The organism is Nocardia exalbida NBRC 100660 (assembly GCF_000308575.1).
In the GTDB taxonomy this organism is placed as follows: Bacteria; Actinomycetota; Actinomycetes; order Mycobacteriales; family Mycobacteriaceae; genus Nocardia; species Nocardia exalbida.
Genome location: NZ_BAFZ01000058.1, coordinates 111,167 through 132,217, shown reverse-complemented (window position 1 = coordinate 132,217; position 21,051 = coordinate 111,167). Strand labels below are relative to the sequence as shown.

The 21,051-nt window shown below is 70.5% G+C and carries 21 protein-coding genes and 1 pseudogene; 11 read left to right on the top strand and 11 right to left on the bottom strand.

Annotated features, from left to right (window positions below):
- The first annotated feature begins 208 nt into the window (after positions 1-208).
- From ON29_RS13815 to ON29_RS13785, 7 genes are all read left to right on the top strand, one after another.
- A complete protein-coding gene (locus ON29_RS13815; protein ID WP_040866631.1) occupies positions 209-1,678 on the top strand; it encodes an aldehyde dehydrogenase in 1,470 nt (489 codons plus the stop codon).
- A gap of 33 nt (positions 1,679-1,711) precedes the next feature.
- Positions 1,712-2,464 (top strand): SDR family oxidoreductase, encoded by a 753-nt coding sequence (locus ON29_RS13810; protein WP_040866630.1) that lies wholly within the window; start codon positions 1,712-1,714, stop codon positions 2,462-2,464.
- On the top strand, positions 2,461-3,339 hold the full coding sequence (locus tag ON29_RS13805) for an NAD(P)-dependent oxidoreductase (protein ID WP_040866629.1): 879 nt from the start codon (positions 2,461-2,463) through the stop codon (positions 3,337-3,339). The genes ON29_RS13810 and ON29_RS13805 overlap by 4 nt, the downstream gene beginning before the upstream one ends.
- The gene (locus ON29_RS13800) at positions 3,336-3,740 is read left to right on the top strand and encodes a carboxymuconolactone decarboxylase family protein (protein WP_040866628.1); all 405 of its coding nucleotides are present in this window, start codon (positions 3,336-3,338) and stop codon (positions 3,738-3,740) included. The genes ON29_RS13805 and ON29_RS13800 overlap by 4 nt, the downstream gene beginning before the upstream one ends.
- Positions 3,741-3,754: 14 nt before the next feature.
- Entirely contained in the window at positions 3,755-5,224 is a 1,470-nt protein-coding gene (locus ON29_RS13795) for an FAD-dependent oxidoreductase (protein ID WP_040866666.1), read from the top strand.
- A 31-nt stretch (positions 5,225-5,255) separates the two neighbouring features.
- Entirely contained in the window at positions 5,256-5,834 is a 579-nt protein-coding gene (locus ON29_RS13790) for a TetR/AcrR family transcriptional regulator (RefSeq protein ID WP_040866627.1), read from the top strand.
- A gap of 105 nt (positions 5,835-5,939) precedes the next feature.
- A complete protein-coding gene (locus ON29_RS13785) occupies positions 5,940-7,526 on the top strand; it encodes a GMC family oxidoreductase (protein WP_040866626.1) in 1,587 nt (528 codons plus the stop codon).
- Positions 7,527-7,548: 22 nt separating this feature from the next.
- On the opposite strand, the gene ON29_RS13780 is transcribed toward ON29_RS13785, so the two are convergent.
- Positions 7,549-7,896, bottom strand: a complete 348-nt coding sequence (locus ON29_RS13780) for a DoxX family protein (RefSeq protein ID WP_040866625.1) — start codon at positions 7,894-7,896, stop codon at positions 7,549-7,551.
- 93 nt (positions 7,897-7,989) lie between these two features.
- On the opposite strand from ON29_RS13780, the gene ON29_RS13775 reads away from it, so the two are divergent.
- On the top strand, positions 7,990-8,862 hold the full coding sequence (locus tag ON29_RS13775) for a sigma-70 family RNA polymerase sigma factor (RefSeq protein WP_040866624.1): 873 nt from the start codon (positions 7,990-7,992) through the stop codon (positions 8,860-8,862).
- A gap of 18 nt (positions 8,863-8,880) precedes the next feature.
- Here the strand turns inward: ON29_RS13775 and ON29_RS33835 are convergent, their stop codons facing one another.
- From ON29_RS33835 to ON29_RS13765, 3 genes and pseudogenes are all read right to left on the bottom strand, one after another.
- Positions 8,881-9,222 (bottom strand): helix-turn-helix domain-containing protein, encoded by a 342-nt coding sequence (locus ON29_RS33835; protein ID WP_157172770.1) that lies wholly within the window; start codon positions 9,220-9,222, stop codon positions 8,881-8,883.
- A gap of 86 nt (positions 9,223-9,308) precedes the next feature.
- A pseudogene (locus tag ON29_RS37760) lies at positions 9,309-9,776 on the bottom strand (AraC-like ligand-binding domain-containing protein); the annotation flags it as partial.
- 220 nt (positions 9,777-9,996) lie between these two features.
- On the bottom strand, positions 9,997-10,473 hold the full coding sequence (locus ON29_RS13765) for an HAD-IIIC family phosphatase (protein WP_040866623.1): 477 nt from the start codon (positions 10,471-10,473) through the stop codon (positions 9,997-9,999).
- 356 nt (positions 10,474-10,829) lie between these two features.
- Here ON29_RS13765 and ON29_RS13760 point away from each other — a divergent pair, with 356 nt between their 5' ends.
- Positions 10,830-12,050, top strand: coding sequence for a PucR family transcriptional regulator (locus tag ON29_RS13760; protein ID WP_040866622.1), 1,221 nt, complete (start codon positions 10,830-10,832; stop codon positions 12,048-12,050).
- Here the strand turns inward: ON29_RS13760 and ON29_RS35795 are convergent, their stop codons facing one another.
- Positions 12,051-12,191 (bottom strand): hypothetical protein, encoded by a 141-nt coding sequence (locus tag ON29_RS35795; protein WP_157172769.1) that lies wholly within the window; start codon positions 12,189-12,191, stop codon positions 12,051-12,053.
- Positions 12,192-12,316: 125 nt separating this feature from the next.
- Between ON29_RS35795 and ON29_RS13755 the strand changes: the two genes are divergently transcribed.
- Together ON29_RS13755 and ON29_RS13750 are read left to right on the top strand one after the other, a co-directional pair.
- A complete protein-coding gene (locus tag ON29_RS13755) occupies positions 12,317-13,687 on the top strand; it encodes an amidase (RefSeq protein ID WP_040866665.1) in 1,371 nt (456 codons plus the stop codon).
- A gap of 326 nt (positions 13,688-14,013) precedes the next feature.
- Positions 14,014-15,366 (top strand): phosphatase PAP2 family protein, encoded by a 1,353-nt coding sequence (locus ON29_RS13750; RefSeq protein ID WP_245548944.1) that lies wholly within the window; start codon positions 14,014-14,016, stop codon positions 15,364-15,366.
- 112 nt (positions 15,367-15,478) lie between these two features.
- Here the strand turns inward: ON29_RS13750 and ON29_RS13745 are convergent, their stop codons facing one another.
- From ON29_RS13745 to ON29_RS13720, 6 genes are read right to left on the bottom strand one after another with little or no spacing between them, the layout of a single operon-like run.
- Positions 15,479-16,888 carry an AMP-binding protein gene (locus tag ON29_RS13745; RefSeq protein ID WP_040866620.1) on the bottom strand — a complete coding sequence of 470 codons (1,410 nt, stop codon included), beginning with the start codon at positions 16,886-16,888 and terminating at the stop codon, positions 15,479-15,481.
- A complete protein-coding gene (locus tag ON29_RS13740; RefSeq protein WP_040866619.1) occupies positions 16,881-17,483 on the bottom strand; it encodes an energy-coupling factor transporter transmembrane component T family protein in 603 nt (200 codons plus the stop codon). Before ON29_RS13740 ends, ON29_RS13745 begins: the two co-directional genes overlap by 8 nt.
- A complete protein-coding gene (locus ON29_RS13735; RefSeq protein ID WP_040866618.1) occupies positions 17,480-18,160 on the bottom strand; it encodes an energy-coupling factor ABC transporter ATP-binding protein in 681 nt (226 codons plus the stop codon). The genes ON29_RS13740 and ON29_RS13735 overlap by 4 nt, the downstream gene beginning before the upstream one ends.
- Positions 18,157-19,284 (bottom strand): thiolase family protein, encoded by a 1,128-nt coding sequence (locus ON29_RS13730; RefSeq protein ID WP_040866617.1) that lies wholly within the window; start codon positions 19,282-19,284, stop codon positions 18,157-18,159. The genes ON29_RS13735 and ON29_RS13730 overlap by 4 nt, the downstream gene beginning before the upstream one ends.
- Positions 19,281-20,414, bottom strand: coding sequence for a class I adenylate-forming enzyme family protein (locus ON29_RS13725; RefSeq protein ID WP_040866616.1), 1,134 nt, complete (start codon positions 20,412-20,414; stop codon positions 19,281-19,283). The genes ON29_RS13730 and ON29_RS13725 overlap by 4 nt, the downstream gene beginning before the upstream one ends.
- Positions 20,407-20,991, bottom strand: a complete 585-nt coding sequence (locus ON29_RS13720; RefSeq protein ID WP_174371818.1) for a biotin transporter BioY — start codon at positions 20,989-20,991, stop codon at positions 20,407-20,409. The genes ON29_RS13725 and ON29_RS13720 overlap by 8 nt, the downstream gene beginning before the upstream one ends.
- Between the last annotated feature and the right edge of the window lie 60 nt (positions 20,992-21,051).

Here is a 21,051-nt window from a genome sequence, read left to right as displayed (position 1 = left end):
AGTACCACCGCCCTACTGTCCCGACAATACCCCTCGGACCACCAACCGTTTCGCCGTGCCGCACTCGACCCTCTCGCGCGCATCCGGCCGAAGCACACCCCCTCCCGCTCGGCCCCGTCGAGAATGGCAGATTAGAACCTGTTATTGCCACACATCGACGTCCCAGACTATATTCCGTACACGTGTCCAGACAGTATCGGAGTAATCCATGAGCAGCCTTCTGCCCGCCGACGGGTCCCGCCTGCTGATCGGCGGCAAGCTGGTCGAGGGCGCCGACGGTGTCTTCGCGACGGTGAACCCGGCGACCGAGGAAGTCCTGGGCCTCGCCGCCGACGCGAACGCGGCCGATCTCGACGCGGCCGTCGCCGCCGCGCGCACCGCGTTCGACGAGACGGACTGGTCGCGCGATCACGCCTTCCGCGCCCACTGCCTCGCGCAGTTGCGCACCGCGTTGCAGTCCCACGTCGAGGACCTGCGCGAGATCACGATCGCCGAGGCAGGCGCCCCGCGGATGCTGACCGCGGGCCCGCAGTTGGAAGGCCCGGTCGCCGACCTGGGTTACGCGGCCGGACTCGCCGAAACCTACGACTGGGAAACCGATCTGGGCGTGGCCGAACCGATGGGCATCAAGACCCGCCGGTTGCTGCGCCGGGAGCCGATCGGCGTGGTCGGGGCGATCACGCCATGGAACTTCCCGCATCAGATCAATTTCGCCAAATTGGGTCCCGCGCTGGCGGCGGGGAACACCGTCGTGCTCAAACCCGCCCCCGATACCCCTTGGTGCGCGGCGGCGGTCGGCGCCGTGATCGCCGAGGAGACCGACATCCCGGCCGGGGTCGTGAATATCGTGACCTCCGCCGACCACACGCTCGGCGCCCGGCTGACCGCCGACCCGCGCGTCGACATGATCAGTTTCACCGGCTCCACGGCCACCGGCCGGGCCGTCATGACCGGTGCCGCAACGACTTTGAAGAAGGCGTTCCTCGAACTGGGCGGCAAATCGGCGTTCCTCGTGCTCGACGACGCCGACATCGCCGCGGCCTGCTCGGTCGCGGCGTTCTCGGTGTGCGTGCACGCCGGACAGGGCTGCGCGCTGTCCACCCGGCTGCTGGTCCCGCGCGCCGCCTACGACCAAGCGGTGCAGGCGGCCGCGGCCACGCTCGGCGGGATCAGGCCGGGCGATCCCACCGACCCACGCACGGTGTGCGGGCCGCTGATCTCCGAACGCCAGCGCGCCAGGGTCGAACGCTATGTCGATATCGCGCGCGCCGAGGGCGGGCGGATCGTGGTCGGCGGCGGGCGGCCGGCCCGGCACGAGCGCGGGTTCTTCGTCGAACCGACATTGATCGCGGACGTCCCCAACAGCTCGACCGTCGCCCGCGAAGAGATCTTCGGCCCGGTGCTGGTGATCATCCCGCACGACGGCGACGAGGACGCCGTCCGCATCGCCAACGACTCCCCCTACGGCCTGTCCGGTTCGGTCTGGGGGACCGATCCCGAGCGCATCCGGCGGGTCACCGAACGCGTCCGCACCGGGACGCTGGGCGTCAACGGCGGGATCTGGTACTCCGCCGACGTCCCCTTCGGCGGTTACAAGCAATCCGGCCTCGGCCGTGAGATGGGCATCGCCGGTTTCGAGGAGTACCTCGAGACCAAAGTCATCGCCACCGCGGTCTGACCGCCGCGGGACAACACAGAGGAGCTGAACTCCATGGCCCGTTTCACGGGAAGATCCGCCATCGTCACCGGCGCCGCTCAGGGCATCGGCGCCGCCTACGCGCAGGCGCTGGCCGCCGAGGGCGCGAACGTCGTCGTCGCCGACAAGAACGCCGAGAGCGGCGCGGCGGTCGTCGAGAAGATCGTCGCCGACGGCGGCACCGCGGTGTTCGGACAGGTCGATGTGTCCGATCCCGACTCCGCCACCGCGCTGGCCGATCTCGCCGTCGCCGAGTTCGGCGGCATCGACCACCTGGTCAACAACGCCGCCATCTACGGCGAGATGAAACTGAACCTGCTGCTGACCGTGCCGTGGGACTACTACCGGAAGTTCATGAGCGTGAACATGGACGGCGCGCTCGTCATGACCCGCGCCGTCTGGCCGCACATGTCCAAGCGCGGCAGCGGATCGATCGTCAATCAGTCCTCCACCGCCGCGTGGCTGTATTCCAGCTTCTACGGCCTGGCGAAAGTCGGCGTCAACGGGCTCACCCAGCAACTGGCCTTCGAACTGGGCGGGTCGAACATCCGCGTCAACGCCATCGCGCCGGGACCGATCGACACCGACGCCACCAAGGCGGTCACCCCGGAGGTGATCGTCGACGACATCGTCAAACGCCTGCCGCTCAAGCGGATGGGCACGCCGCAGGACCTGGTCGGCGCCTGCCTGTACCTGCTGTCGGACGAGGCGAGCTGGGTCACCGGGCAGATCTTCAACGTCGACGGCGGACAGATCGTGCGGTCATGAGCGCCCGCATCGGATTCCTCGGCCTGGGCAACATGGGCGCGCCGATGGCCGAGCGCCTGCTGCAATGGCCGGGCGGGCTGACGGTGTGCGACACGCGGCCCGAGGCGGTCGAGCCGTTCCTCGCGGCCGGGGCCGAGGCGGTCGCCTCCGCCGCCGAACTCGCCGGGCAGGCGGCGGTCATCTCCATCACCGTGGTGAACGACGCCCAGGTCCGCGACGTGATCACCGGTCCGGAGGGCATATTGCGCACCGCCGCGGCCGGCACCGTGGTCGCCGTGCACTCCACGATCAGCGATCGCACCGCCGAAGAGCTCGCGGCGGTCTGCCGCGACCGCGGTGTCGAACTGGTGGACGCGCCGATCAGCGGCGGCGCGGCGGGCGCGACCCGCGGCGCGCTCGCGGTCATGGTCGGCGGCAGCGACGCGGCGTTCGAGCAGGTGCGCGAACCGTTCGGCTGCTTCGCCGATCTGATCGTGCACGCCGGGCCGGTCGGCGCGGGCACGCGCATGAAACTGGCCCGCAACCTGCTGCACTTCGTCTCCTTCACCGCCGCCACCGAAGCGCAACGCCTGGCCGAGGCGGCCGGTCTCGACCTCACCGCGCTCGGCAAGGTGGTGCGCCACTCCGACGCGGTCACCGGCGGGCCCGGCGCCATCATGCTGCGCGACAACACCGCGCCGATCCAGGACGGCGACTTCTGGCTGCCGATCCTGCGGCACGTGCGCGACCTCGGGGAGAAAGACCTCGGTCTCGCCCTGGAATTGGGCGAACGGCTCGGCACCGCGTTGCCGCTGGCCGAACTCGCCATCGACCGGCTCGGTCCCGGACTCGGCGTCGGGACGGGCACCTCCGCATCGGAAAGGCAAACCTCATGAGCGACAACGGTTCCGGCGACAGCGTGCGGCAGCGCGGTCTGGCCAGGATGGCCGAGGTCTACGGCACGGAGTTCCAGGAATACCCCGGCGCCCACTTCGCCGTCACCGCCGACCACCTCTTCGCCGACATCTGGTCGCGGCCCGGGCTCACCGTCCGCGACCGCAGGCTGCTGCTGCTCGGCGCGCTGGCCGCGCAGGGCGCGATCGACACCGCGGGCATCCAGATCGGGGCCGCGCTGCGCAACGGCGAACTCACCGAAGACCAGCTGCACGAGATCGCGGTGTTCCTGTGTCACTACGTGGGTTGGCCGAACGGCACCAAACTCGACATCCTGGTGGGCACGATTGTGGCGCAGCAGAAGAAGGCCGCCCGCGCGCAGTCCGCGCCAACCGAGCAGTGAAGGATTCGTTGACCATGTCTGACGCCACCACCATTCGCCCCCTGCGCGCGAGCCGGGTCGAGACCTGGGACCATCGGGCCGACGTCGTCGTCGCCGGATACGGCATCGCCGGGGTCTGCGCCGCCATCGAGGCCGCCCGTGCGGGTGCGGACGTGCTGGTCCTGGAGCGTACCGGCGGCTGGGGAGGCGCGGCCGCCCTGGCGGGCGGGTTCATCTACCTCGGTGGCGGCACACCACTGCAACAGGCCCTCGGTTTCGAGGACACGCCGGAGAACATGGAGACCTTCCTGCTCGCGGCGCTCGGCCCCGGCGTGGACAAGGCGAAGATCGCCGACTATTGCCGCGGCAGCGTCGAGCACTTCCACTGGCTGGTGTCCTGCGGCGTGCCGTTCCGCGAAGCGTTCTGGGGCGAGCCGGGGTGGGAGCCGCCGCACGACGAAGGACTGATGTACTCCGGCGGCGAGAACGCCGCGCCCTTCAACGCGATCGCCGAACCCGCTCCGCGCGGCCATGTTCCACAGATGGCCGACAAGCGCACCGGCGAGAAGGGCGGCGGCTACATGCTGATGAAGCCGCTGGCCGACACCGCGGCAGCGCTGGGCATCCGGGCGGAGTACGACATGCGGATCGCGCGGCTGATCGTCGACGACGACGATCGGGTGGTCGGGGTGCTGGCCCGCCGCTACGGCAAGCCGGTCGCCATCCGCGCCGAGCGCGGCGTCGTGCTGGCCACCGGCAGTTTCGCTTACCACAAGGAGATGATCGAAGGATATGCGCCGCGACTGATCGGCAGGCCCGCCGCGGCGATCGAGGAACACGACGGCATCGGCATCCGGCTGGCGCAGGCGCTCGGCGCGGAGCTGGCGCACATGGACGCGACCGAGGTGGCGTTCTTCGGGGATCCGCAGCTGCTGGCCCGCGGCATCCTGGTCAACGGGCGCGGCCAGCGCTACATCCCGGAGGACACCTACCCCGGCCGGATCGGCCAGGCGACGCTGATCCAGCAGGACAATCAGGCGTTCCTGGTGATCGATGAAGCGTCCTACGAGGAGGCGCTGACGACCGAGACCTCCACGCCGTTCTTCCGCCAGCCCCCGACCTGGGTGGCGGAGACCATCGCCGAACTGGAAGCGGAGATGGGCCTGCCCGGCCAGGCGTTGCAGGCGACCGTGGAGTGCTACAACCTGCACGCCGCCGGCGGCGCTGACCCGATGCTGGGCAAGAAGCCGGAATGGGTGCGCCCGCTGCGCGGACCCGTGGCAGCCTTCGACATGCGCGGCTTCACAGCCGGTTTCACCCTCGGCGGACTGCGCACCGACCTCGATTCGCGGGTGCTGCACGTCTCCGGAGAGCCGATTCCGGGATTGTTCGCGGCAGGCCGGTGCACCTCCGGCCTGTGCGCGGGCGGCTACGTCAGCGGCGCGTCGCTGGGCGACGGCAGCTTCTACGGGCGCCGGGCCGGCATCGCGGCGGCCAAGAACTGAACCGCCCCGGCCGCTAGTAGGATCCAGACACATGTCCGAACCCGATTCCGTCATTCTCGAGGCGACCCGCCGCAGGCTGTCCGGCAAGCAGGCCGACACCGTCGACAAGCTGACCCGCGCGGCGGTGGAAGTGCTGGCGCGGGAAGGGTTCGCGGGCATGACCATCCGGATGGTCGCCGCGGCGGCCGGGGTCGGGACGGCCACCGCGTACACCTACTTCTCGTCCAAGGAGCATCTGGTCGCCGAGATCTTCTGGCGGCGGCTGGTCGCGTCGCCGTCACCGGTCAGCGAGGACAAGGACCCGACCGTCCGGGTGATCGCCGAGCTGCGGAACATCGCCATGCTGGTGGCCGACGAGCAGGAGCTCTCCGGCGCGGTCACCAGCGCCCTGCTCGGCCGTGATCCGGACGTGGAGCATCTGCGCGGACGCATCGGGGCCGAGATCCGCAAGCGGATCATCCGCGCGCTCGGTCCTGATCCGGACCCGGACGTGGTCGAATCGCTGGAATTGCTCTACGCGGGCGCGCTGGTGCGGGCGGGCATGGGTTACGGGTCCTATTCCGAGATCGCCGACCGCATCGAGACCTCCGCGCTGCTGATCCTGCGATAGCGCGGACTTCGCCGGACGACTTCGCGCCGGGTTGCCCGAAATCGGCCACGCGACGCGGGCATGCTCGTATCTTTGCCGTAGTCGGTGCAGATCGGAGTGGGAACAGTGCAACCTGGTGAGCTTTCCGCGGATTACGTCGTCGTCGGCTCGGGATCGGCGGGCGCGGTGGTGGCCAATCGGCTCAGCGCCGATCCCGGCACCACGGTGGCGTTGCTGGAGGCGGGCCCGCCGGACAAGAACAAGTTCGCGCACATCCCCGCCGGGTTCGCCAAACTGTTCCGCTCCGAGGTGGATTGGGACTACCTCACCACGCCGCAACCGGAACTGAAGAACCGCGAGATCTACTGGCCGCGCGGCAAGATGTTCGGCGGCTCGTCCTCGATGAACGCCATGATGTGGGTGCGCGGATTCCGGGCGGACTACGACGAGTGGGCGCTGCTGGCGGGCGAGGAGTGGGGTTTCGCCGCGGCGGTCGAGCAGTACCGCCGCATCGAACGCGTGGAGAACGCCCAGTACCCCGACGAAGGCACCGACGGTCCGCTGCACGTCTCCCGTCAGCGCAGCCCGCGCGGTCTCACCGCCGCCTACCTGGCCGCGGTGCAGGAGGCGGGCTACCAGGTCGAGCCGCCCAACCGCCCGCAGCCGGAGGGGTTCAGCGAGACCATGGTCACCCAGCGCGCGGGCCGCCGCTGGAGCACCGCCGACGCCTATCTGCGGCCTGCGCTGCGTCGTCCGAACCTCACGGTGCGCAGCGAGGCGCTGGCCACCAGGGTGCTGTTCGACGGCACCCGCGCGGTGGGCGTGGAGTACCGCCACGGCGGCGGCACGCACACGGTGACCGCGCGGCGTGAGGTCGTGCTGTGCGGCGGGGCGATCAACAGCCCGCAACTGCTGATGCTCTCCGGCATCGGCGATCGCGACGAACTGGCCCGCCACGGCATCGAGGTGCGCCACCACGCGCCGGAGGTGGGCGCGAATCTGCAGGATCATCTCGTCGCGGGCATCGGCTACGGCGTCGCGGGCGATTCGCTGTTCGGCGCCGAGCGGCCGCGTCAGCTGCTGGCCTACCTGATCCGCCATCGCGGCATGCTCACCTCGAACGTCGGCGAGGCGTACGGGTTCGTGCGCAGCAACCCGGATCTGGAGTTCCCGGACCTGGAGCTGGTGTTCGCGCCCGCGCCGTTCTACTACGAAGGACTTCAGGACCCGACCGAGCACGGGGTGATCCTGGCGACGGTGCTGCTGCGCCCGCAGAGCCGAGGACGGATCACCCTGTCCGGCGCGGACCCGTCCGCCAAACCCGTGATCGATCCGCGCTACCTGTCCGACAGCGCAGGGGCCGACCGCGCCGCCATCATGGCCGGATTGCGGGTGTGCGCCGCCATCGCCGCGGAGCCGTCGATGAAGGCGGTGCTCGGCCCGCTGATCTACCCGCCCCAGGCGCCCGCGGAACCGGAAGCCGTGCTCGAACTGACGCTCAACTCCTACGCCCACACGCTCTACCATCCGGTCGGCACCTGCCGCATGGGCACCGACTCCGCCAGCGTCGTCACGCCCCGGCTGGAAGTGCGTGGCGTCCAAGGGCTTCGGGTGGCCGACGCCTCGGTGATGCCGCTGCTCATCCGGGGCCACACGCACGCGCCCGCGGTGTTCATCGGCGAGCAGGCGGCCCAGTTCATCCTCGCGGAGTAGTGCCACGCGCGTCGCCGCGCATCTACGCCGCGACGGACAGTCCCAGCGATGCGGCCGCCAGGGCCAGGTATGGCAGCGGGTAGCCGATGTGGGCGTACTGCCGCGCACGGACCACGGTCACCACCGCGCCGACGAAGTAGCCGACCAGCCCGGCCGCCGCGGCAACCGCGATCGGCGGGACCGCCAAGCCGACCAGCAGTCCGGCCCCGCCGACCGCTTTGACGACCGCGAGAGGCGTCAGCCACGACTCCGGAACGCCGTAGGCGCGCATGTTCGTCCGCACCCACTCGGCGCGGACCACGTCTATGCCCGCCGCGAGCAATGCGGCCGCGGCTGCCAGCACGGTGGCGACGACGTAAGCGATGTCCATCGCAATACCCTTCCGTCAGGTGGCGCGCCCGGTCACCTGGGCGCTGTCCGATCCGTCATCTCGATGACGGACCATGGAGCGGAAAGGTGACCGATGCCCACCGAAGACGGTTTCGCGCGGGAATTCGAGTCCCAGCGCGGCCACCTGCACGCGGTCGCCTACCGCATGCTCGGCTCACCCAGCGAGGCCGAGGACGCGGTGCAGGAGACCTGGCTGCGGCTGGCCCGCCACGACGTCGAGGACGTCCGGAACCTGCCGGGCTGGCTCACCACCGTCGTGTCCCGGATCTGCCTGGACCTGCTGCGCGCCAGGGCCGCGCGGCGCGAGGAACCGCTCGACCACCCCGCACGGCTGGAAAGCGGCGCCGACGAGAACGAACCGGAGCACGAGGCAGTCCTGATCGACTCGGTCGGCCGGGCACTGCTGGTGGTGCTGGACCGGCTCGGCCCCGACGAGCGGGTCGCGTTCGTCCTGCACGACCTGTTCGCGGTGCCGTTCGACCAGATCGGGCCGATCGTCGGACGCACGACGCCGACCACCAAGAAGCTGGCCAGCCGGGCTCGCCACCGCGTGCGGGATGCCGATGCCACCCCCGAACTCACCGCGCAGCGGCATGTCGTCGACGCGTTTCTCGGCGCGGCACGCGACGGCGACCTCGACGCGCTCCTGGCCGTCTTGGCGCCCGATGTGGTCCGCACCGCCGAAGCCGCCGCGCTTCCCGACGGAGTGGCCACGACCGTACGCGGCGCGGCTTCGGTGGCCGAAGAGACCGTGCTGCTCCGGCGGCGCGCACAGGTGGCGGCGCTCGCGTTGGTGGACGGTCACCCCGGCGTCGTGGTCGCGCCGCACGGCAGGCTGCTGCTGGCGCTCACCGTCACGGTGCGCGGCGACCGGGTGGCGGGATACCGGGTGATCGCCGACGCGGCCCGGCTGCGCGACCTCTCGATCAGCCTGCTGCCCGCCTGATTCCGGATGTCGTCCGGTTCAGGATGTGGGCACCGGCTCACGCGCGTCGCCCGGCAGGGCGCGTTCCGCCGCTCGGCGCCGCCGGAAGGCCCGCGGCGTCTCACCGAAACGCGCCTTGAACGCCGCGGAGAACCATGCCGGGGTGAATCCGGCGCGGACCGCCAGCGCGCCGATGGGATCGTCCTCCCGCGCCGGGTCCTCGAGCAGGTCGCGTGCGGCGCGCAGGGCTTCGTCGCGCCGCACGTCGCGGTAGGTGGTGCCGGCCTGCTGCAATACCGAGCGCAACTGCCGGGGCGACCAGCCCAGCGCGTGCGCCACCGCGGGCAGGCGCACGTCACTCCGGCCGACATTGGCTCGCACGTACTGCCGGATTGCGCGACGACATGGGCGTGGTGGGCTCGCTGCGGACCGGTCTCGCCGAGCGAGATCAGGCTGAGCAACTCCGCGATCCGGTCGCAGACCGCGTTGAATTCGAGGTCGGACAGATTCGCCTGTTCGTCGTGGGTGCTACGGATCATCGTCTGGGTGATCCGGCCCAGTCCGGAATTCAGGTCGATCGTCATACCGCGTTCGGCGAGCGGTCCCGCGCGATGGTCCAGTTCGGCACGGGGCAGCTGGAACGCGTAGGCCGACAACAGCGGGATGTGGATCTGGCACAGATCGTCGAGCGCGGTCACCGCGGCCTGTTCGGGTCGCGCTCGCGTCTCCTCTTCGCGATAGCGCACCGAGTACACGCCCTGCTGGGGGACGACGACCCAGTAGAAGTCGTCACACGGACCGTGGCGGATATTCGTCCGGGTGCGGTAGGAGGTACTGATTCCCCGCTGCTCCCAGCGCAACAACCGGTAGACGGCCGACTCCTGAACCGTCAGCCCCGAATACCAGCGGTCCGGATCGCCGTAGCGGTAGTCCATGGGAACGAAGCTGTTGGCGATCTCGGTCCACGATTCGGCATTACTCGCGGTTACGCCATAGCACTTCATGGTGACAACCTATCGCCGCCGATTCACCGATACCGCATTGTCCATCAACACGATACGACTCCAGCGCGCCTCCTCGCGCGGCTGGGAAGCCTCCGGCGCGGTCACGCGATCCCGCAGGCCGGGCGTGTATCACGTGGTCACCGCGCTCGTCTCAGCGCGCGGGCACCCTGGCGAACCCGAGCGGCGGAGTGGGAGCGGGACCGGTGCGCGACACCGGACGGAAGTCCGGCAGCACCGGCAGGACGTCGGCGTTGCGGGCGGCGTAACAGCGCACGGCGGGCAGCGCACGGGCAACCTCGGCGCGCTCCACCGGCTCGTGGTCGATGAAACCGATGGCCTCCGGCCCGAGTCCGAGGGTGCGCCCGATCCGCATGATCGCCGAAGACTTGGGGCCCCAGCCGATCTCGATGGCCGAGAACATCTCGTAGACGCCGTGCCGGTACAGCTTGTCCAGCGTCCATTCGCGCTCGCCGCGGCTCGCCACGGCATGCCAGATCCCGCGCTCGCTGAGCACGCGCAGGGTGCGCAGGGCGGCGGGTCGCAACGCGCCGACGGTCGCGTCGCACACGGCGCCGTCCCACAAGGTGTTGTCCAGTTCCCAGACAAGACATCTCAGAGCCGGTGTCATCGCCTGCCCCTATCGTTGCGTCCGCACTGCCTTTCCGCCGTGGCGTGCGCGGCGGATGGGCACTGCACACCCTCCAGGACACGACACGTGCCGGACAAGACCCTCGTTACATGGCCATGCCCGGCGCGGGTGATCCTACCGGCATGTCCGTCCGCGCTCGCGGCGACGACCGAACCCGGCGCCGCCCGCCGCGGGGTCGGTAGCCGCCGTCCGGCCCCGGTCCTGTGACCGCTCACAACCCCGCACCGACCGGTCCCTCCCAGCTCTCACAGAACCGGTCGATCGGGTCCGCGAAGGAGATCTACCGATTAGTGTGAATGCGCTGCACACCAATCGTGGGCGGAAGGGAGTCGCCAATGTCCGTCGACAGTTCGGCCCGGCCGAGCCTGACCCTGTCGGGGAAGCCGATGTCGTCCCCGCTGAAGGATGTTCGCGGGCTATCGCGTCAGATGGTCGGGCACTTCGTCGAGAACGTCATCCCGTGCGGGACGCTACCGGGTGACGCGATCGCCGGCGACGTCACCACCATCACCCGGGTCTGCCTGGAGCTGGCGGTGAGCATGCTCGACGGCAAGGACCTTCCGGAGAAACTCCAGCGGCTCGGTGACGCCGCCGCGGGGTGGGCGCGGGAAGGGGTGCCGATCGACACCATCCACCACTCGATCCACGAAGGCTTCAAGATGGGCCTGGACCTGGTGGTGTCCGACGCGACGATGAAGGACTACGACGATCTGGTCGACGGCGCCAAGATGGTCGTCGAGATGCTCGACATGATCAACTCCGCTGTCTCCATGGCCTACGTCCGCGAACTGCGCGCGGTGGTCAGTGAGCACCACACCGCCGTGCACACGCTGACCTCCGCGCTGCTCGGCGGGCACAGCACCTCCACCATGGCGCGCGAGTGCGGCATCGCCATCGCGTCGTCGTACGCCGTTCTGGCCGTGGCGATCCCGCCGCACCGCGAGGAACGCAACCCGATGGTGGACGGCAAGGTCGTCGCGCGCCGGAAACTGCGCCGGGTCCAGGCCGAACTGGCCACACGCTGTGGCGAGGCCGTGCTGTCGCTGCTGAGCGTCGACGGCGGCACGGTGCTCATCCCGTCCGGCCATCTGGACAACGAGCAGTTGGACGCGCTGGTCACCCAGCTGTCGCACGCCGCGCAGGTGGGCGTCACCGCGACCATGGTCGAGGCGACTCCCGAGAAGATCCCCACCGCCGCCGATCAGGCGCACGAACTGCTCGACATGGTGCAGCGATTGCAGGCGGTGGCCGGGCTCTACCGCTTCGACGAACTGGCACTGGAATACCAGCTGACCAGACCCGGGCCCGGCCGCGAGTATCTCGGCTCGCTGCTGGACCCGCTGGACGCGCATCCCGAGCTGCTGGAAACGCTGCAACGCCACATCGCCAACAACCTCAACCGGCAGCGCACGGCACGCGTGCTGCACGTGCACACCAACACCGTGGACTACCGGCTCAAGCGGATCGGACAGCTCACCGGTTTCGACCCGTCCCAGCCGTCGGGCCTGTGGTACCTGCGCTCGGCACTCGTGGCCCGCACCTATCGCACGACCTGATCATTCGAGCCCGATTTCGTCGCGGTCCCGGCCGGCGAGTGCCGGGACCGCGGCGATCTCGGGCGCGACATGCTCTCCGTCCGGACCGGCCCGCATCGAGAACGCGAGGTACTCGCCGTGTGCCGCGCCGCTCGTTCCCATGTGCGGGAACGACAGCGCTGGTCGTTGTGGGTTCCCCCGTCGGCGATTACCGTGGGCGGCGAGTCGCGCAGGCCGGTGGCGGTGCCGCAGCGGGCGTCGCGATCCGAGGTACCGAGGAGAGTGCGATGACATGGGCGGGCGCGCCGGCGACCGAGATCGCGGCGGGAGTCCGGAGCCGGACGGTATCGCCGCTCGAGGTGGTCGACGAGCACCTGACCCGCATCGCGGCACTCGACCCGCGGCTCAACGCCTTCCGGATCGTGCGCCACGAGCAGGTCCGCCACGAAGCCCGCGCGCTGGCCACCCGCGGCGATCTTCGTGACCTTCCGCTCGCCGGGGTTCCCGTGGCGGTGAAGGACAACCTCGACCTCGCCGGATGCGTGACCGGCAACGGATCCCGCGCGGCACGCCAGACCGCGGCCGGTTCCGACAGCGAGTTGGTCGGCCGGTTGCGCGCCGCGGGCGCGCTGCTGATCGGCAAGACCAATGTGCCCGAACTGTGTCAGTGGCCGGTCACCGAGAGCGCCGCGCACGGCGTCACCCGCAATCCGTGGCACACCGCGTACACCCCGGGCGGCTCCACCGGCGGCGGCGCGGCGGCGGTCGCCACCGGGATGGCCGCGCTCGCAGTCGGTTCCGACGGCGGCGGGTCGATCCGTATCCCGTCGTCCTGCTGCGGGCTCGTCGGCCTGAAGCCCGGGGACGGCGTGATCGCGCGCCCCGCCGAACTCGGCTCGAATTGGCTCGGCATATCGACGTTCGGCCCGCTGGCGACCACGGTGGCCGACGCGGCGCTGCTGCTCGGGGTGCTCGCCGCCGACGACCACTACCGGACGCCGCCTCCGCTCGAGCGGCCGCTGCGGATCGGCATGACCACCCGCTCACCGGTGCTGGGGGCATCCGTCGACCCTCAGGTGCGCACCGCGATGCTGGCCGCGGCCGAAGCGCTGCGCGAAGCGGGCCATACCGTCACCGAGGCGTCGCCGCCGTGGCGGCCGCAGGACGCGCTCGGCTTCCTCGCACGCTATTTCGCCGGCGTCGCCGAGGACACCGCGAACCTGAGCGCGGATCTCCTCGAACCGCTGACCCGCAAGGTGGCGCGGGCCGGACGGGTGATCACGAGGATGCACCGCGTACCCGACGCTCCCCCGCCGCGGCAGGCAGGCCGATTCGCCGCGTGGTTCACCGAGCACGACCTCCTGCTCACGCCCACCCTGGCGACCTCGCCGGTGCCCGTCGGGGCCTTCGCCGGGAAAGGGTTTCTGCGAACCATGCTCGACGTGCCCCGCTTCATCCCGTTCACGCCGCCGTTCAACACGGTGCGCTACCCGGCGATATCCGTTCCCGCCGGACACTCCGATACCGGGCTGCCCATCGGCGTCCAACTCGCCGCGGCACCCGGCGGCGAGACCACGCTGCTGGCGGTAGCCGCCCAGCTGGAGCGGATTCGTCCGTGGCAACGGCACGCTCCCCTCGGCGACGAGGCGATCCGTTGAGCGACCGCTACGCCTGAGCGCCCACTGGTCTCCGCCCACGACAGCGCCGTGATTTCGGCGGGGGCGGTGTCGAACCTTCCGGCGGCAGCGCACATCGACAACGCGGGCCTCTCGATAGCCGAGGTCGAACGGAAAAGCCTCCAGCACACTTTCACGGGGCGGCGGCGCAGTCATCGCGGGTGTCCGTGCACAGCCCCCTCCGCGATATCAGCGCCCGCCGTTCCGGCCGATCCGGCCGCGCATCGCGCACCCTCCGGCACTGCGCCCATCCGCGTGTAGGCATCTCCCCGTACATGCGACGTTAATGTCGTGTTTACGATGTCTCGGTGCTTGTGAACGACGTGCGAGGGAGCTTGACCCCACCGGGCGAGCGAGTGGGTATCGAAGAGTTCCGAGAGCGTCGGTTCCGGCCGGTGGTCGTGTGGTGCGGTATCGCGGCCATCGTGCTCGCGCTGGTCGGTGGTGAGCTGATGGCCGCGCACATCGGGGCGCTGGGGCCGCTGACCAGCCTGCTGCGGGACTATGTAGGAACGCCGAAGTCGGCGACCACACCGTGGGCGGGGTTTCTGCTGGCGTTGGTCGGGATCACGGCTCGCGCACGGGTCGGCGCCGTCGCCGCGGCGATCGCCATCGACCTGGTGTTCGTTCTGATCAGGGCGGCCGAGGGTCGGCCGTTCACCGTCGGCAACGGTCCGACCCTCGTGCTGACCGCACTGGCGGTGATCGCGTTCGTGCGGTGGGACGAGCAGCGACGCCGCACGGCGTTGCGCACCATCGCCTTCGGCGCCCTGCTGATCTGCGCGACGAAGGTCAGCGAGATCTGGTTGGACATCACCGCGTGGGCCTGCCCGATGGTTCTCGACCCGTACGTGCAAGTCGCCGACCGCGCCCTCGGCAGCCCGTCGTGGCTGGTCGGGCACGCGCTCGACGCGGCGGGACCGCTGGCCACGGGCGTGGTGCGCTGGGTGTACTTCGAGCTGCCGCTGGCGGCCGTGCTGGTCGCGGCGTGGCAGTTGCGCGGCGTGACGACCGGTGCGTGGCCACGGCACTACCTGGTGCGAACGTTCCTGACACTCGGAGTCGTCGGGCCGATCTGGTATGTGGTGTTCCCGGTGGTGGGGCCGGTGCTCGCGTACGGGCCGCAGGGGCTGGGTTTCGAGATCGCCGACGTCTGGCCGAATGTCGTTCCCGCGGTGCCGTCCGCACTCGAGGCGCTGCGCTTCGACGGCATCACGCCGCGCAATTGCATGCCCTCGCTGCACACCGCCTGGGCACTGTCGCTGTTCATCCACTCCCGGCGCGGGCCGCTGTGGTTGCGCTGGGGCGGCGCGTTCTGGCTGGTGTGCACGCTCATCGCGACACTCGGCCTCGGCGCTCACTACGGCGTCGACCTGATCGTGGGCGCGGCACTGTGCCTGACCGTCGAATCCGCGCTGCGCGACCCCGACCGGGGTTGGGATCGCCCGCGCGTCCGGATCGTCGCCATGGGCGTCGCGGTCTGCACCGGTGCGCTGCTGTGCATTCGGTTCCTCGCGGCGCAGATGGCGGCGTACCCGATTCCGTCCGGAATCGCGCTCGTTGCTTCGCTCGGTGCGCTGGCGATCATGTTCTACACCACGTGGTTCGGCGCGTCATCGGTCGAGCCGACCCGGTCCGCCGGTTTGTCGGCGAAGCTCTGAACGGTCCCGCACCGGCCGCGCACCCAGTGCGCGGCCGGTGCAGCGGGCGGCGCTATTGCTTGTCGCACCGCCGATAGGCGAGCCCGCGTCCATCGGAGCGAAGCGCCGACGGTCAGTGATCGGCCTCGGCAGCGCGACCGCCACGACGGTGCGCGGCCAGCGTCGAGGCCAGCGCGGCTCGATCCAGCTTGCCCCGCGGGGTGCGCGGCAGGCTGTCCACGACCAGTACCTGCACCGGCATACTCGGACTCGGTAAGGTGGCGCGCAGCCGCCGCCAGATCTCCTCGGCGCCCGGTGCGGCCGCGTCCACCACGATCGCCGCCGCGGGCGCCTCGCCCATGCGTGCGTCGGGCACGCCGACGCAGGCGGCTTCGGCGACGCCCGGTATCGCGATGAGCGCCGCTTCGACGGCCGCGGGTTCCACATTGAGACCGGCCCGGATCAACATGTCGCTGTCCCGGCCGAACAGCCGCAGCTGGTTGCCGATCACCTCGCCCCGGTCGCCGACCGTCATCCACCCGTCCACCGGACCGCCGACCACACCGTCCTCGGTGAGATAGCCGTCGAAGAGCATGTCGCTGCGCACGTACACCAAGCCGTCGCGAACGCGCGCCTGGACACCGTAAAACAGGTCACCCGCCGACTTCTCGTCCGTGCTGCCGAGCCCGCGATCGAAGGAGACGAAGCTCAATTCGGACGCACCGTAGAAGTGCACGAGCGAGGCGTTCGGCAAGACCTCCTGCAAGGCTTCCCGGCCCGTGCGCGGCCACCGGGCCGCAGAGGACAGCACTTCCCGGACACCGCCGAACCGGCCGATGCCCGCCCGCACCACGTCCCACGCGATCGTCGGCACCGCATATAGATGCGTCGCACCGTCTTTCAGAGCATCACCCACCGGCCGCAGATCTACCGTCGCGCCCCGGCTCGAGGCGTGCAACGCGCCGTAGAGGAAATGGGTGTGGTCCAGCACGCCGGGCACCGAGACCCGGTCACCGGCGCCGATGTCGAATGTTCGGTCGGAGCGATCCAATGTGGTGGCCCACGACCGTTGGTCGCGCACGAAGAGTTTCGGTTCGCCGCTGGTGCCGGAGGTGATGCCGACCAACAGTTCGGCGCCCGGCTCCACCCGGCCCACCGCGCCATCGGATTCCAGTGTGGCGGCGGTCCGCACGATTCCGTCGTATCCCAGCCGCCGTAGTCGCCGGTGCTGCTGCGGCGCGGCCACGACGGCTTCCGGCTCGGCGAGCGCGAGTACCCGGCTCAGCTGGGCGGGCAGCAGATGACGATGCAGCAGCACGACGCTCACCCCGGCGTGCATCGCCGCCGTCACCGCCACCAGCGATTCGACATCGGACGTGGGGAGCACGGCCACCCGGCGCATGCCGGCGAGCCCGGCCGCGACCCGAACGACCCTCGACCAGAACCGCTCGTAATCCACCCGCTCGCGTCCCGAGATCACCGCGGGCGCGGCCGGGTTCGCGGCGGCCTGCCGGGCGATCCGCGCGGCGAGCAGTTCAGTCATCGTCCACCCCTCGTGCCGCGAGGGCGTCGCCCATCGCGTCGGCCGTCCGCAGCGCCCGCACCAGCACCGGCGTCACCAGCGCCGTCATCGACCATTGCAGGCCACGAGCGCGCCGCGCCTCGGCGACGTCGTGCACGATCCCCGCCAGCAACGGGACACACCGGATGGCCAGGGCCAGCAGCAGGCCGATCCGCTCCGGATCGACACCGGCCCTGCGCAGCGGCCCGAGCCACCGGGTCACGGCGTCGAGCATGTCGGTCACCCGCGTGGTGAGGGTGAACAGCGCCGCGAGCGCCACCGAGACCACCAGCACCCCGCACACCACCGCGGCTCGCGCGGGCGAGGTGATCAGCACCTGGAAAACGGCGATGAGCAACAGCATCCACACCAACGGACGCAGTTGTGCCAGCGCGACGCGCCAAGGGATCCGGGCCACCGCGAACAGGGCGGCCACCACCCCGGCGGCGGCCAGCACCTGGAGCGGAGTCCGCGCGAACACCGTGGTGGCCACGATCGATCCGAGCAGCAGCACCAGCTTCACCCCGGCCGGTATGCGGTGCAGCGGCGAATCGCCCGGACGGTACAGGCCGATCATTCGACCGCTGCCCGGTATGCCGCGACGGCGTCGCCGGGTGTTCCGTCGAACGCCACCGCGCCGTCATCGATCACGACGACGCGTTCGAAGCTCTCCAGCAACGACAGCTGATGGGTCACGACGATCACCTGCTGATCCACGTTGTCCAGCGCGTCGGCGACGACCCTGGCGTTGCGCAGGTCCAGCAGCGTGGTCGGCTCGTCCGCCACGATCACCTCCGGCCGCCGGATGAGGACGGCGCCGAGGGCGAGCAGCTGTTTCTGGCCGCCGGACAACAGATGTGCGGGGTGCTCGGCGTGGCCGGCGAGCCCGAACCGCTCCAGGATCTCCTGGACGCGCGCCGCGATCTCTCGCTTGCTCAACCCCGTTCGCCGCAGGGAGAAGGCGAGATCCTCGGCGACCGTGGGCATCACGATCTGGGTGTCGGGGTCGGTGAAGACGAACCCCACCTTCCGCCGCACCTGTGCGCCCTTGCGGGAGGCGTCCACGCCGTCCACCGTGACCGTGCCGGAACTCGGCCTCAGCAGGCCGTTGATCATGCGCGCCAAGGTCGATTTGCCGGAACCGTTGGACCCGATGATGCCGACGCGGCGCTCGGTGATCCGCAGATCGATCTCGCGCAACACCTTCCGCTCACCGAAACGGTGGTGCACCGAGTCGAAGACGATCTCACTCATGACACTCGCTCCACGAGCACGGCGATTCCCTGCCCGCCGCCGATGGCGCAGGCCGCGAGACCGAGCGCCGGGCCGTCCGCCCGCAGCATCCGACTCGCCAGGCGCACCAGCAAGATGGCCCCGGACGCGCCCCACGGGTGTCCCATCGCAATGGCGCCGCCCTGCGGGCAGATCGTGGACTCGTCGATGCCCAATTCGTCCGCCACCGCGAGCACCACCGAGGCGAACGCCTCGGTGATCTCGATGACGCCGAGGTCCGCCACACCGACGCCGGTCCGGCGCAGCAGTTTCCGGATCGCGGGCACGGGCCCGAGACCGGGAAACGCGGGATCGGATCCGGCGACCGCGCAGCCGAGGATCCGCAACGCAGGCAGCCCGGCGGCCATCGACTCGCTGGTGACCGCCATGACCGCGGCGCCGTCGGAGATGCCGCAGGAATTGCCCGCGGTGGCCGTGCCGTCGACGCCGAAGCTCGGGCGCAGGCGCGCGAGCCGGGCAGTGGTCATGCCCGCGCGGATACGTTCGTCGCGGTGTACGTCACCGATCGGCACGATCTCCGCGGAGAAGTCGGTGGCCGCGGCGAGCGTGTGCGAGCGGGCCGCGTAAGCGTCCTGCCGTTCCCGGCTGATGCCGCGCGCTCGCGCGAGATCGTCGGCGGCCGCGCCCATGTCCGGATCCGGAAAACCCGGTGGCGCGAAGGGAGCCCGGGTGTACCGCACGGGCTCGGCGCCGGCCACCGGCGGCCAGAAGCGCCACGGAGCGGTACTCGCCGATTCGACGCCTCCGGCGAGGATCAGTTCGTCCGCGCCGCTGCGCACCCGCAACGCCGCCTGCATCACCGCGTCCAAGCCCGACCCGCACTGCCGATCCACGGTGACGCCAGGGACGTGCACCCCCAGCCCCGCCCGCAGTGCGGCGACCCGGGCGGGATCGCCGCCGGGTCCCAGGCAGTTGCCGAGTACCACGTCGTCCACGTCGGCGTCCACGCCCGCGCCGCGCAGCGCGGCCAGCACGTCGCGCAGCACCGGAGCGGCGAGGTCGGTGACGGTCAGGTCGGCCAATCCGTGTCCCGCGTTGCCGATCGGCGTGCGGCGCGGCGCTACCAGAACGGGAACCGGGCTCATGTCAGCAAGTCTTTCAGCCTGCCCCTGGCGACCTTTCCCGCGGCGGTTCGCGGCAGCGCGGGCAGTGGCACCCACCGGCGCGGCATCGCCTCCTTGGCCAGCACGCGACGCGCTCGCGAGCGGATCTCGTCGAGTCCCGCGCCGTCGTCCAACTGCACAGCGGCCGTGACGGTTTCACCGAAAACGGCATGCGGCGAGCCGATCACGGCCACCGCGACGACGCCGTCGAGCGATTCGAGGACGCGCTCCACCTCCTCGGCGACCACGGTGGTGCCACCGACATTGATCGCGCAGTCGCCCCTGCCCAGGACGGTCAGCTCGCGATCGGGGCCCAGTTCGGCAAGATCGCCGACACCGAACCAGTCGGGCGCGCCGAGCACACGGTAGGGCGATCGAACGTAGAGCAGTCCGTCGCGCACTTCGGCCTCGACTCCGTCGAGCAGCCGCATCGGCTCGGGAACGCGGCGTGCCGCCACCAGCGAGACCTCCGAGGACCCGTAGTACTCGACCACCTCCACCTCCACCTCCACCTCGCCGGCCGCCGACAAGGCGCCGTCGTCCAGCGCGATGCCCGCCACGATCGCCGTACGCAGGCGCGGGCAGGTGCGCACCACCGCACGCAGTACCGCGGGAACCGCGTGCACCACCGTGGCTCGTGCCGGATCGTCTGTGACGCACGCGCCGCGCCACAACGCGTGCAGTGCGCCGAACAGGTGCATGGTCGCGTGCAACGGCCCGGTGATCAGGACGCGGTCGGCCGGTTCGACGCCGGTGATCGCCGTGAACGCCGGAAAGCTGTCGTACCAGGACGCGGCCGTTCGCGCGAGCGGCCTGGGACGACCGGTCGAGCCCGAGGTCGCCACCAGCAAGAACGCCGCGGGCGGTATGCCCGTCCGGTGCGGGCGGGCTTCGGGATTCTCCACGAAGACCGGGATACCGCGCCGTGCCGCGGCGCAGACGCAGATCAGCGCGTCCGCGACGGGAAGGGCCGACGCGTCGTAGACGGCCGCGTCCGGATCCCGGGCGATCCATCGCTCGATGGCCCGGTCGAGTTCGCGGTAGGTGTAGGTGTGGCCGTCGAAGTCGAGGGCAGGCGCGTCGCCCGCGCCACCGAGTTCGCGACTAGGCACGGATCACACCGGGGTACGCGCGGTGCACTCCTTTGGCCACGACGCTCGCGACGACCACTTTGAGCAGGTCACCGGGAATGAACGCCCAGTTGGTGGTGATGGCCGCTCCGACGCCCAGGTCGGTGCGCAGCAGCAGGCCCACCGTGCCGAACAGGTAGATGATCAGCAGGCCGCCGATGGCGTTGATCAGCAGACCGAGCGCGATCGGGTATTTCGGCAGGATGCGGGCGGTGCACAGTCCGATGAACAGCGCCGCGGGGATCCAGCCGATCAGGTACCCGGCACTGGGACCGGCCAGCGCCGTCAGACCGGTACGGCCGCCGGACAACAACGGCAGGCCGATCATCGTGAGCGTCAGGAAGACCACGACCGCGGCCGTCCCTTTGCGTGCCCCGAGCACCGCACCCGCCAGAATCACACCGAGGGTCTGCACCGTGATCGGCACACCACTGAACCCGACCGTGATGGCGCCGGGCAAGCCCAGCGCCGCGATCAGCGCCGCGAAGACGGCGATCTGCGCCATGTCCCGCGCGGAAATACCGACCCTCGGCTCCCGAGAGCCCTCGACACCCTCCACGACAACCCTCCGCATAGAACTTGAACGACGTTCAAGGTAGCAGGCCGGATAAGTTCCCGC